The 12145-nt window shown below is 36.6% G+C and carries 19 protein-coding genes; all 19 read right to left on the bottom strand.

Annotated features, from left to right (window positions below):
* Nucleotides 1–53: 53 nt before the first annotated feature.
* The 19 genes from truA to rpsH all read right to left on the bottom strand — a co-directional run bounded on the left by truA (nucleotide 54) and on the right by rpsH (nucleotide 12128).
* Nucleotides 54–845, bottom strand: coding sequence for a tRNA pseudouridine(38-40) synthase TruA (gene truA, locus HMPREF0528_RS05690; protein ID WP_004895826.1), 792 nt, complete (start codon nucleotides 843–845; stop codon nucleotides 54–56).
* A 3-nt stretch (nucleotides 846–848) separates the two neighbouring features.
* Nucleotides 849–1646, bottom strand: coding sequence for an energy-coupling factor transporter transmembrane component T family protein (locus tag HMPREF0528_RS05695; protein WP_004895828.1), 798 nt, complete (start codon nucleotides 1644–1646; stop codon nucleotides 849–851).
* A gap of 190 nt (nucleotides 1647–1836) precedes the next feature.
* Nucleotides 1837–2994: an RNA-guided endonuclease InsQ/TnpB family protein gene (locus HMPREF0528_RS05700; protein WP_004895831.1), complete on the bottom strand. Its 1158-nt coding sequence runs from the start codon at nucleotides 2992–2994 to the stop codon at nucleotides 1837–1839.
* A 142-nt stretch (nucleotides 2995–3136) separates the two neighbouring features.
* Complete coding sequence (locus HMPREF0528_RS05705; RefSeq protein ID WP_004895833.1) at nucleotides 3137–4000, bottom strand: energy-coupling factor transporter ATPase; 864 nt, start codon at nucleotides 3998–4000, stop codon at nucleotides 3137–3139.
* Nucleotides 3976–4824: an energy-coupling factor transporter ATPase gene (locus HMPREF0528_RS05710; RefSeq protein ID WP_004895835.1), complete on the bottom strand. Its 849-nt coding sequence runs from the start codon at nucleotides 4822–4824 to the stop codon at nucleotides 3976–3978. The genes HMPREF0528_RS05705 and HMPREF0528_RS05710 overlap by 25 nt, the downstream gene beginning before the upstream one ends.
* Before the next feature lie 185 nt (nucleotides 4825–5009).
* Nucleotides 5010–5393, bottom strand: a complete 384-nt coding sequence (gene rplQ / locus HMPREF0528_RS05715) for a 50S ribosomal protein L17 (protein WP_003649454.1) — start codon at nucleotides 5391–5393, stop codon at nucleotides 5010–5012.
* A gap of 26 nt (nucleotides 5394–5419) precedes the next feature.
* Entirely contained in the window at nucleotides 5420–6358 is a 939-nt protein-coding gene (locus tag HMPREF0528_RS05720) for a DNA-directed RNA polymerase subunit alpha (protein ID WP_004895837.1), read from the bottom strand.
* Nucleotides 6359–6403: 45 nt separating this feature from the next.
* The gene (gene rpsK / locus HMPREF0528_RS05725) at nucleotides 6404–6793 is read right to left on the bottom strand and encodes a 30S ribosomal protein S11 (RefSeq protein ID WP_003647813.1); all 390 of its coding nucleotides are present in this window, start codon (nucleotides 6791–6793) and stop codon (nucleotides 6404–6406) included.
* Between the two features lie 24 nt (nucleotides 6794–6817).
* Nucleotides 6818–7165: a 30S ribosomal protein S13 gene (rpsM, locus tag HMPREF0528_RS05730; protein ID WP_003647814.1), complete on the bottom strand. Its 348-nt coding sequence runs from the start codon at nucleotides 7163–7165 to the stop codon at nucleotides 6818–6820.
* Nucleotides 7166–7198: 33 nt separating this feature from the next.
* Nucleotides 7199–7315, bottom strand: a complete 117-nt coding sequence (rpmJ, locus tag HMPREF0528_RS09085) for a 50S ribosomal protein L36 (RefSeq protein ID WP_003647815.1) — start codon at nucleotides 7313–7315, stop codon at nucleotides 7199–7201.
* A 14-nt stretch (nucleotides 7316–7329) separates the two neighbouring features.
* Complete coding sequence (gene infA, locus HMPREF0528_RS05735; RefSeq protein ID WP_003647816.1) at nucleotides 7330–7551, bottom strand: translation initiation factor IF-1; 222 nt, start codon at nucleotides 7549–7551, stop codon at nucleotides 7330–7332.
* 73 nt (nucleotides 7552–7624) lie between these two features.
* A complete protein-coding gene (locus HMPREF0528_RS05740) occupies nucleotides 7625–8278 on the bottom strand; it encodes an adenylate kinase (RefSeq protein WP_004895847.1) in 654 nt (217 codons plus the stop codon).
* Between the two features lie 11 nt (nucleotides 8279–8289).
* Nucleotides 8290–9585, bottom strand: coding sequence for a preprotein translocase subunit SecY (secY, locus tag HMPREF0528_RS05745; RefSeq protein WP_004895849.1), 1296 nt, complete (start codon nucleotides 9583–9585; stop codon nucleotides 8290–8292).
* Nucleotides 9585–10025, bottom strand: a complete 441-nt coding sequence (gene rplO / locus HMPREF0528_RS05750) for a 50S ribosomal protein L15 (RefSeq protein WP_003649460.1) — start codon at nucleotides 10023–10025, stop codon at nucleotides 9585–9587. Before rplO ends, secY begins: the two co-directional genes overlap by 1 nt.
* Before the next feature lie 25 nt (nucleotides 10026–10050).
* Nucleotides 10051–10236 (bottom strand): 50S ribosomal protein L30, encoded by a 186-nt coding sequence (rpmD, locus tag HMPREF0528_RS05755; RefSeq protein ID WP_024273012.1) that lies wholly within the window; start codon nucleotides 10234–10236, stop codon nucleotides 10051–10053.
* A gap of 9 nt (nucleotides 10237–10245) precedes the next feature.
* Nucleotides 10246–10770, bottom strand: coding sequence for a 30S ribosomal protein S5 (gene rpsE, locus HMPREF0528_RS05760; RefSeq protein WP_003647820.1), 525 nt, complete (start codon nucleotides 10768–10770; stop codon nucleotides 10246–10248).
* A 17-nt stretch (nucleotides 10771–10787) separates the two neighbouring features.
* Nucleotides 10788–11147 carry a 50S ribosomal protein L18 gene (gene rplR, locus HMPREF0528_RS05765; protein WP_004895852.1) on the bottom strand — a complete coding sequence of 120 codons (360 nt, stop codon included), beginning with the start codon at nucleotides 11145–11147 and terminating at the stop codon, nucleotides 10788–10790.
* A 27-nt stretch (nucleotides 11148–11174) separates the two neighbouring features.
* Nucleotides 11175–11705 carry a 50S ribosomal protein L6 gene (gene rplF / locus HMPREF0528_RS05770; protein ID WP_004895854.1) on the bottom strand — a complete coding sequence of 177 codons (531 nt, stop codon included), beginning with the start codon at nucleotides 11703–11705 and terminating at the stop codon, nucleotides 11175–11177.
* A 24-nt stretch (nucleotides 11706–11729) separates the two neighbouring features.
* Nucleotides 11730–12128 carry a 30S ribosomal protein S8 gene (rpsH, locus tag HMPREF0528_RS05775; RefSeq protein ID WP_004895856.1) on the bottom strand — a complete coding sequence of 133 codons (399 nt, stop codon included), beginning with the start codon at nucleotides 12126–12128 and terminating at the stop codon, nucleotides 11730–11732.
* Nucleotides 12129–12145 lie beyond the last annotated feature (17 nt).

Below are 12145 nucleotides of genomic sequence, written 5' to 3' on the forward strand. Positions count from 1 at the left end.
GCCTATCGTGGACAAACATACGTATACTAATTTACGTCGTTTTGCCTGAAAAGTCAATCCTTTTTAAGGTCCAAACGATATTTTTTAGGAATATTTTCATAAAAAACATGTTGTAAATATAATCCACTGGCTGGTGCAGTAGTTCGAACTTCTTGTCGGTCTTTTGTCTTTAAAACTCTTGGTATATCATCAACAGGTCTTTTTTGATTGCCTATTTCTAATAGAGTTCCAACTAGAATTCTTACCATGTTATATAAAAAGCCATTTCCAATAAAATCAAAAATGATCTGCTTTTTATCCGGGTCTGGCGTAATATTCACATAGTAAATTGTTCGCACCTTATCCACAATTTGTCCACCGCTAGCAGCAAAACTAGTAAAATCGTGTTCACCAATCAAATCTCTAGCTGCCTGCTGCATTAATGAAATATCTAAAGGATATGGATAGTGGCCTGTATAAAAACGATTAAAAGGGTCTGTAAAACGATGTTGATCCACTACATATCGATACCATTTTCCTTTAGTTGAATATTGAACATGAAAATCTTCATCAACAATTTCACTTTCAAAAAAAACTGTGTCAATCGGCATGAGGGCATTTAAGGCAAGCATCATATTTTTAGCTGGGATTTCTTTTCCCGGATAGTCAAAGTGAATAACTTGTCCTTTAGCATGAACACCAGCATCAGTTCTTCCAGATCCGTGCACTACCACTCTTTTTCCTTTAGTCATCTTTTTTAATGCTTCTTCAATCACCCCTTGGACAGTTCGTTCATTCGGTTGAATTTGAAACCCATGAAAAAGATGACCATCATAGGCCATGGTTAATTTATATCTTGTAGTCATTAATTAATACGTCCTTGTAAGTAATAAAATTAGCGTCAATAGCGCGAAATAGCCTAAGTTAATCCAATCATACTTTGACCACTTTAAAACGCGATAGCGGGTTCTTTTTGCCCCTTCTCGATAACCTCTTGCTTCCATAGCCGTAGCCAAATCAATTGCAACAGTTAAGGAACTAATAAATAAGGGAATTAAAATTGGGATAATCGAATGAATTCTCTTAATTAAGCCTCCACTATTAAAATCGGCTCCACGTGCTCTCTGAGCATTCATAATTCGTACTGCTTGGTCTAATAAAGTCGGCACAAAACGAAGAGCAATAGACATTACAAGAGCAATTTGAGCTACTGGAACTTTTAGGTAGCCAAGAGGTTTTAAGATCCATTCCATTCCATCTGCAATTTCTAATGATGTGGTCGTCAGCGTAAGAACTGTCGAAGTCAGAATAATCATTACAAAACGAATAAAGATAAAAATAGAATTCTGAATACCATATTCACTAATGTTGAAAACTCCCCAGTGCCAATAAACTTTTCCACCTGTAGTAAAAAATAATTGCAAAACTGAAGTAAATAGAATTAACCAAATTAATGGCTTTACTCCATCCCAAAATACTTTAGGCTTTAATTTTGTTGCCCAAACAGCAAGTAAAGTAAATATCGATAAAAAGAAGTAGGACAACCAATTATTAGCAAGAAAGATAATAACAATAAATAAAAATGTGGCAATTATCTTTCCTCGAGGGTCCATTTTATAAACAATAGAATTACCAGGAATATAACGTCCAATAATAATTTTACTCATCCATGTCTGCTATACAAAACATAGAAATATGTAGAAGAATACGAATTTTCTACATATCAGAAAGATATATTTTTCCTTTCTTTGTTTCATTTACTGTCGTCTTCACTAGTGTTCTGATATTCCAAATAGGAGTAATCACATTGACCAGCTCTTACAGTTTAAGGGCCTAGCCAGCCCCATTTAATTTTCTTTATTTTGCTAAAGCTAAAAGGTTTAAAACCGCATTTTCATCTCGATCATTACTATAGCCGCACTGATAACAAATATACTCATTATGCTTTGTACCATGCTTTTTATTGCCTTGCAAAGTGATTTTTTCATCACCTTTTTTGACATAACCGCATTTAGCACATCTTTGAGTTGATGGGTATCTTTTATCAGCCAAGATCAATTCTTTGCCATACCAATCACACTTGTAAGTTAAGATCTGCCTGAATTTACTAAATAATGATCGCTGCATACCTTTGGAAGCTACATGTGTCATCATCATTTCTTTGACTGCTAAGTCTTCAACTACAATTTGGTCGTAATTATCCACGAGCTTAGTAGTAAATTTTTGTAACAGATCGTTTTGAATGTTGGCTACTTTGCGATAATCTTTTTGCAGTTTGGTTCTCACTGCAAAATAATTATTTGATTTAATAGCTAACTTACCGTTAACTTCTCTTTTACGTGCTAAGACTCTTTGATAATGTTTGATACGCTTATAAAGCTTTTGCAATTTAGCTGGCAAAACATTGATTTGCCCCTCGGTATAGTTAAAATGACCAACATTAACATCAACTGCTGTCTCTTGATGAGTTTTAGCTTTACTTGAAATCTCTTCTTCATAAGGCAAAGCAGCATAATAGCTCCCTTTTTCTTTGAAGATACTTACTACTTTGACTTCACTCATCTTTAAAGACTCATAACTTACTAGATCAAACCAAGACTCTTTTGAGATGCTTCTTGGTTTATCAAGGCAAAGCTTGCCATTAACAATCTTAGCTCTGTCAGTTTTAAAGCCTTGTCTGGGAGCCTTTTTTGATTTAAAACTAGGTGTTCCCCAATCAGGCTGAGCTTTATCAAAGAAGTTCTTCCAAGCATTCGCCAAGTCTTTAACAGCTAGTTGCAAACATCTAGCAGACAAATCATATTGCCAGTCAGCTTTATTAGCAACTAGTTCATCACGGACTCTGCGTTCATTGGGACTTAGATTATCTTGCTTGTTCAAGCTATGGGCTTCATACATTAATTGCCAAGTTTCAAGTCCTTTATTCCAGCAGTATCGGCGATAGTCGCATAAAGCATCAAGATGCTTTTGCATGGTCTTATTAACTTTTAGCTTAACTACTTGAGTTTTAATCATTGCTTCACCTCCTAAAATACAAACATAAGTTTATCTAAGGAAGGAAAGCAAAACAAGTAAGTATTGAATTAAAGCTTATTTTCCATGTTTAGCTTTCTAAATAAGCCTAATCTTCTATAGATTTCTATATTTTGGTTAACAGTTAATTAGCTCCTTTCTTCTTTAGCTCATTTGCAACTTTACTTACTAACGACTCAATAGTTAGTGGCATCTCTGAAAATTGAAAACCACCTTTTTGTAGCTCCCGGGTTAGTCTACTAGTTGCTGGTTCATCGAGATAATGTTTTTTTACCCACTCCTGATCAGAAAAAATCTCTTGTGGGCAAGCATGTTTTATTAAATGACCATGCTCAAGGACTAACATATCATCTGCATATTCACTAATATCGTCCATATTATGTGAAATTAGAATAACTGTATGGCCAGCTCGTTGGTAATCCTTAAATATCTCAAACATTTGCTTCTGTCCTTCAGGATCTAGTCCAGCTGCAGGTTCATCGAGACATAAAATTTCTGGTTCATATGCCATCACACCTGCAATTGCCACGCGACGCATTTGACCTCCAGAAAGTTCAAAAGGAGATTTATCCATCATATCTTCAGAAAGGCCTACTTTTTTAATCCACTCTACTGCTTGCTCTTTTGCCTTTTGTTCTGAAAAGCCAAAATTAAGTGGACCAAACATCACATCTTTAAGCACAGTTTCTTCAAATAGTTGATTTTCAGGAAATTGAAACACTAAGCCTACTTTTTTTCGAATTGCTTTTAGTGACTTGCTTGAAGTATTTGCATTAATCTGCTCACCCGCTACAGTGATTTCACCCTTACTTGGAAGCAATAAGCCATCAAAATGCTGCATGAGAGTAGACTTTCCACTTCCGGTATGACCAGCAATTGCGACAAATGATCCTTTTTCTATTTTAAAAGATATATCTATCAATCCTTGAGTTTGAAATGGAGTTCCAGATGCATAAACATAATCTACATTTTTGAATTCAATTGACACAAATACTTCACCAACTTTTCCTCACTATTGACTTCTCGAGGGATATGAATTTCTTTTTTTATAAGTTCATTTTTAACCTTATAAAATAAAGGGAGCTCTAATCCAGCACTTTTTATTAAAATCTCGTTTTCAAATATCTCTCTTGGAGAGCCACTAGCCAATAATTTTCCTTTATCTAAAACTAACATCTGGTCTGCTTGTACCGCTTCATTAATATCATGAGTAATAGAAAAGATAGTCAGACCATTTTTATTTTGTAAATCTCGTATAAGGCTAAGAATCTTCATTTTACCTGCTGGATCTAACATACTAGTTGATTCGTCTAAAATTATTAATTTTGGTCCAATCGCTAAAATGCCAGCAATAGCTACTCTTTGCTTTTGACCTCCAGACAAATATTGAGGTTCGCTTTTTTGAAAGTCAAGCATATTCACTTGCTCAAGCACATCATGAACAATAGTCTGCATCTTAGAACGAGAAACTTGACGATTCTCAAGACCAAAAGCTACATCATCTTCTACGGTAGCACCAACAAATTGATTATCAGGATTTTGGAATACAATTCCTACACGGTCTCTAATATTCCACATGGTTTTCTCTGTCAGCTCAATACCATCAACGTTAATTACCGTCCTAGGATTATCATTGGGTAAAAAAATGCCATCCAATAAACGGGCAATTGTTGATTTTCCGCTCCCATTATGACCTACTAAAGTAGTCCACGATCCTCTCGGAATTGAGAAACTAATATCATTTACAGCAGGTGCTTTACTATCTTTATAGGTAAAAGAAAGATGCTTAACCGTTACTATATTATCTTTCATAAATATTCACTGCTCTTTTTCCATAATATGTCATTATATCAATTATATATAAAAAAAGAGCAAAAAAAAATCATCCACAAAGAGGGATGATTTAACATCTAAGCTAGACTAGGCAAAAGCCACCATCATCACGCTTATTCTCGCTTTTGTGAAAGATTTATAAAATAATATTATATTTTACCTAATTAAACTAATTCAATGATTACCATTGGAGCAGCGTCACCCTTACGTGGGTTAGCTAACTTGTACATTCTGGTGTAACCACCATTACGATCTTTGTAACGAGGTGCAATGTCACTGAAAAGTTTTTGAAGTGCTGATTTTACAACAACTGCATCTTTTTCTTCATGAATATCAGCAATTTCATTACGAACAAAAGCAGCTGCCTTTCTTCTAGCACTTAAATCACCGCGTTTACCTAAAGTAATCATTTTTTCGGTAGTTTTGCGGATTTCTTTAGCACGGGTTTCAGTAGTAACAATGCGTTCGTTCATGATCAATTGAGTAGTCATTTCTCTAAGCATTGCTTTTCTGTGTGCACTATCGCGACCTAATTTACGGTATGCCATGAGTTTTCCCTCCTTATTATTCCTACTTAGTCATCTTGACGAAGTGATAGACCAAGATCGGCAAGTTTATTCTTTACTTCTTCTAATGACTTACGTCCTAAGTTACGTACGCGCATCATATCTGCTTCAGATTTATCAGTTAATTCTTGAACAGTATTAATTCCTGCACGTTTCAAGCAGTTATAGGAACGAACAGACAAATCAAGCTCTTCAATCGTCATCTCAAGCTTCTTTTCGTTCTTATCGTCCTCTTTTTCTACCATTACATCATCAAACTGCGCATCCATATCAGTAGACATAAATACTTTGAAGTGTTCTACAAGAATCTTCGCAGCGAAACTAAGGGCATCATTAGGTGTGATTGAACCATCAGTCCAAATTTCTAAAGTTAATTTGTCATAGTCATCTCTCTTACCAACACGAGCACTTTCAACTTGGTAGTTAACTTTTTTGATTGGTGAGAAGAGTGAATCAACGGGGATGACACCAATAGGCATGTCATCTGTCTTGTTTTCACTTGCGGGAACATAACCACGACCAGTCTTGATCGCAACGTTCATATGCAAATGGCCACCATCAGCAATACTACAAATATATTGATCTGGATTTAAGACCTCAATATCAGAGTCGACCTTCAAATCAGCAGCAGTTACAATTGCTGGTCCAGTTACATCGATTTCAGCAATTTTTTCTTCATCTGAGAGTGACTTTAACTCTAGTTTCTTCAAATTAAGAATGATCTTCGTGACGTCTTCTCTAACGCCAGGAATTGTTGAAAATTCATGTAACACACCATCAATCTGAATGTAAGAAAGTGCCGTACCTGGAATAGAAGTAAGTAAAACTCGACGGAGTGAGTTACCTAAAGTAGTCCCGAAACCGCGTTCCAGTGGTTCGACAACAAACTTACCGTATGCCTCCTCTTGGTCTACTACGGTAATATTTGGTTTTTCAAATTCAATCATTACTGGGCCCCTTTCAAAACGTAATGTCCTGCACGCAGGAATAAACTAGACACGACGACGTTTTGGTGGTCTGGAACCGTTGTGCGGCACTGGAGTAACGTCGCGAATAGCAGTGATTTCAAGACCTGCAGCTTGAAGTGCTCTAATAGCAGCTTCACGACCTGCACCTGGGCCTTTAACTGAAACTTCAACATGCTTCATGCCTTGATCCATTGCAGACTTTGCAGCTGCTTCTGCGGCCATTTGAGCAGCAAATGGTGTAGACTTACGACTACCCTTAAAACCTAAAGCACCAGCGGAAGACCATGCGACTGCGTTACCTTGTACATCAGTAATCATGACCAAGGTATTGTTAAACGTAGAATGAATATGAGCAACGCCGCTTTCAACATGCTTCTTTACACGGCGTTTACGTGCTGTTTTCTTTGCAGCCATTAACTTAACCTCCTATTTAATAAATTATTTTCTCTTTGAACCCTTACGAGTACGAGCATTATTCTTGGTATTTTGACCACGAACTGGTAAGCCACGACGGTGACGAATACCACGGTATGAGCCAATTTCAACTAAACGCTTGATGTTAAGGCTAACTTCACGACGAAGATCACCTTCAACACGGTACTTGTCTACTTCGCTACGTAATTTTTCTTGATCTTCTGGAGTCAAGTCATTAGTACGAATGTCTTCAGAAATACCAGCATCTTTACAAATCTTTTTTGCAGTTGGTTCACCAATACCATAGATATAAGTTAATGCGACTACAACTCTTTTATTTCTGGGTAAGTCAACACCAGCAATACGTGCCATTAAATTGCACCTCCTAATAAAAATATCTAACTATTAACCTTGACGTTGTTTGTGCTTAGGGTTTGCAGAGCAAATCACCATAACACGACCATGTCTTTTGATAATCTTGCAATGTTCACACATTGGTTTAACAGATGGTCTAACTTTCATGTTTGCCTCCGTAATTACTTAATAAAACGATACGTAATCCTACCCTTAGTTAAATCATATGGTGATAATTCAACTGTTACTCTATCACCAGGTAAAATTCTAATGTAGTGCATTCTAATTTTACCAGACACATGAGCTAAAATAGTTGCACCATTTTCTAATTCAACTTTAAACATAGCATTAGGTAAGGTATCGACTACCTTACCCTCAACTTCGATGACATCTTCTTTTGCCAAAATTGTTCCTCCACATGAACAAATAGTCACACTTAGGCATTATAACACGGAATTGTAAAAAAACAATAACAGACTAGTCTTTACTTAAAATTTTGTCAATGTCTTCAAATACTTTTTCCGGAGTTTGTTCACCGTTAACAGTTGAAAGAATTCCTTTTTCTTCATAAAAATCACGAAGAGGAGTATTCATTTTCTTGTTAACTTCTAAGCGATTTTTAACAACTTCTGGCTTGTCATCCTCACGTTGGAAAAATTCATGTCCTCCGCAACGATCACAAGTACCTTCTACTTTAGTTGGATTTGAAATCTTATTGTAAGTTGCACCACATTTTTTACAGATGTAACGTGCTGATAAACGTTTGATCAAAACATCTTCATCAACATCAATTGCAATTACATTAGTTAACGGTTTTTCCAACCGTTTAGTTATATCTTCAAGAAGTTCTGCTTGAACAGTGGTTCTTGGAAATCCATCCAAGATGAATCCGTTCTTAGTGTCGGGTTGCTTAAGTCGTTCTTCAACTAACTTAGCTGTAACTTCATCTGGGACCAAATTTCCTTTATCAATATAACTTTTAGCTTCCAAACCAACAGGAGTTTCATTAGCCATAGCTTCTCTAAACATATCACCGGTAGAGATATGTGCTAAGTGATACTTATCCACAATGCTTTCAGAAGCTGTTCCTTTGCCTGCACCAGGCAAACCTAAAAGAATTAAATTAATCATTTTTATCCTTACTATCTAATAAATCCAACGTATTCGCGTTTCATTAGTAACCCATCAACTTGACGAGCTAATTCTAAAACAACACCAATAACGATTAAAAGACTTGTTCCACCAAGACCAATTGAACTTGGTAAACCAAAAATATTTGTAGCAAGTTGTGGTAACAAGGCAACTAGACCTAAAAATACCGCACCTACTGTAGATAATCTAATCAAAATTTTAGATACATATTTTTGTGTATCTTTTCCTGGCCAAACGCTAGGAATATAGGCTCCTTGCTTTTGCAAGTTCTCAGCCAACTTTTCTGGATTTACTTGAACAAAGGCATAGAAGAAAGTGAACAAAATAATCAATAGTGTATAAATCAATGCACCAGGGGTAGTTTGTAAACTAAATATTTGATTACAAATCTTAAACCATTGTTCATTTCCATGGGATCTTTGGAAAGCCATCAAAATTGTAGCTGGTGTAATAATAAAGGAACTGGCAAAAATAACTGGAATAACTCCAGACACGTTAACCTTTAATGGTAGGAAACTTTCGGAGCCACTTGTTGCTGCTCTACGAGTATATTGAATAGGTACTCGTAAATCAGCTTGTTGAAACCATGTAACAAATTGAGTTACTAGTAAAATGGCAATAATGATCGCGATGAAGAACAAAATCCCTTGCCAACGATCGCTAGCACTATTATTAATGATGAAATCTTTATATAGTTGATAAATTCCATTTGGAAGGCGAGCAATGATACCTGCAAAAATAATAACAGATACACCATTTCCCAGCCCCTTATCAGTAATTTCATCACCTAGCCAGGTCAAAAGCATTGTCCCAGCAGTCATAATAATGGCAATCTCAATATAGGTTTGGGGAGTTTGCGTTTTAACCAAACCCATTTCAGTTAAAACGTTAAAACCAAGAGTAATTCCTAGACTTTGAACAAAAGCAACGACTAAAGTAAGATAGCGCGTTACCTGATTTGTTTTTCGTCTTCCGACTTCTCCTTGTTTCCCCCACTCAACTAACTTAGGAACAATATCCATTTGGAGTAATTGAATAACAATTTGAGCAGTGATATAAGGTGAAACCCCTAATGAGAAGATTGAATAAGTATCTAATCCACCACCGCTGACTGTATCCAACATTGGGACTAAACCAGTTTGTGCAACCCGTGTAATAGCTTTTGCATTAACACCCGGAACCGTAATATTAGCTCCGATTCGATAAAGCAATAGGATAAAGAGAGTAAAGAAGATTTTTGATCTAATATCTTTATCCTTAAAGGCGTTCTTCAAGGTCGAGAACATTAGATCACCTCAACAGTTCCGCCAGCGGCTTCAACAGCTTTTTTAGCAGCTTCTGAGGCTTTGTTAACTTTTACAGTTAACTTAACCTTTAATTCACCGTTAGCTAACAACTTAACTCCTGCAAGTTCTTTTTTAACTAAACCTGATGATTTTAATGTATCGATAGTTACTTCACTACCATCATCAAATCTGTTTAAATCATTTAAATTAATAATAGCGTATTCTTTGCGGTTAACGTTCTTGAAACCACGCTTAGGCATTCTTCTGAATAATGGCATTTGACCACCTTCGAAACCTAAACGAGTCTTACCACCAGTACGAGCTAATTGACCCTTTTGTCCACGACCAGCAGTTTTACCGTAACCACTAGAAGTACCACGACCAACACGTTTTCTGTTGCGACGTGAACCTTCATTTGGTTTTAATTCATTAAGCTTCATTAATTGGCACCTCCTTGGATTCTAATTACTTATTAACCTCTTCAACTGAGATCAGGTGAGCAATCTTCAATAAAGCGCCACGAGTTGCAGCGTTGTCTGGAAGAACAACAGTGCTATTTACCTTACCAAGACCAAGAGCTTTAACAATTTTTCTTTGTTTTGGAAGACGGTGTGCGACGCTTTTAATTAAGGTAACTTTTAAATCCATTATTTAATCTCCTTAATCTTCTAAGCTTTTTGCTGACTCACGAAGCTTCAAAACATCTTCACGAGTCTTTAATTTACTCAAACCGTCCATAGTAGCACGGATAACATTGATTGGTGTATTTGAACCAAGTGATTTAGAAGTAACATCTGAAATACCAGCTAAATCCATGATAATACGAACAGCACCACCAGCAGCAACACCAGAACCAGCTTCAGCAGGCTTCAACATAATGTTACCAGAACCGTAATGGCCCATAACTTCATGTGGAATAGTAGTACCAACAGTAGGTACCTTAATCATTCTCTTTTTACCAGCTTCAACAGCCTTGCGGATAGCTTCTGGGACTTCTTGAGCCTTACCAGTACCAAAACCTACATGACCTTTTCTATCGCCGACGATTACAACAGCAGCAAATCTCATGCGACGACCACCCTTAACAACCTTGGTGATCCGGTTAATTGCTACTAATTGATCTTCAATATCGTCTTTTTTACGATCTTTACGAGAATCTCTACGAGAATCGTTGCGGTTTGCCATTAGTTAATTCTCCTTTCCTAGAATTCTAATCCGTTTTCACGTGCTGCATCAGCAAGAGCCTGAATACGACCATGGTATAAGTAACCACTTCTGTCAAATACAACACTCTTGATGTTCTTCTTAGCAGCAGTTTCAGCTAAAGCTTTACCTACTTCAGCAGCTTGTTCCATCTTAGAACCTTCTGCTGAAATATTTTTATCATTTGTTGAGGCACTTGCAAGCGTTACACCCTCTACATCATCAATTAATTGAGCGTAGATGTTTTTGTTTGAACGGAAAACACTTAAGCGTGGGCGCTCAGCAGTACCAGAAATCTTTCCACGAATACGTTTATGACGCTTTAAGCGTAATTTGTTTTTATCTGGTTTAGAAATCACAATTTCACCTCAAAAATTTTCTATTTATTATTTACCAGTCTTACCTTCCTTGCGACGTACATATTCGTCTTCATAACGAATACCTTTACCCTTGTAAGGTTCTGGTGGACGAACGTCACGAATTTCTGCCGCAAATTGACCAACAACTTGTTTTGAAATACCTTCGATTTCAATTGAAGTTGCTGATGGAGTTTTAACAGTAATACCTTCTGGTGCTTCAAATTCAACTGGGTGAGAGTAACCAACATTTAAAGTTAATTTCTTACCTTGTGCAACTGCACGGTATCCAACACCAACTAAAGTTAACTTCTTAACATATCCATCACTTACACCTTCAATCATGGAAGCAAGGTTTGCTCTTTCAGTACCGTGAAGAGCTTTGTCAGCTTCACTTGAACGACTAAAATGAATTTCTCCATCTTTTTGTTCAAAGGTAATGCGTGGATCAAAGTATCTAGTTAATTCACCTTTTGGTCCCTTAACAGTGATGTCGTCACCATTCTTGGTAACTGTGACCTTTTCAGGAACCTCGATGACCTTTAAACCAATTCGGCTCATTAATAGTTCTCCTTTCTGTCAAAATTACCAAACGTAAGCAATAACTTCGCCGCCGACGTTCTTTTCTCTAGCTTCTTTATCAGTAATCACACCTGCAGAAGTAGAAATGATAGCAATACCAAGACCATTAAGAACTTTTGGTAAGTTTTCAGCACTTACATAGTTTCTTAAACCAGGCTTAGAAATACGCTTTAAACCTGAAATAACGCGTTCGTTATTAGGACCGTACTTCAAGAAAATCTTGATCATACCTTGTTTGTTATCATCTTCAACTTGGTAATCGCGAATAAAGCCTTCGTTCTTTAAGATTTCACTAAGTGATTTCTTCATTGATGATGCAGGAATCTCAACAGAAGTATGTTTTGCCATGTTGGCATTTCTAATTCTAGTCAAGTAATCTGCAATAGGATCTGTCATGACCATTTAATTTGCCTCCTTTA

This window comes from Lactobacillus johnsonii ATCC 33200, assembly GCF_000159355.1.
Taxonomy (GTDB): Bacteria; Bacillota; Bacilli; order Lactobacillales; family Lactobacillaceae; genus Lactobacillus; species Lactobacillus johnsonii.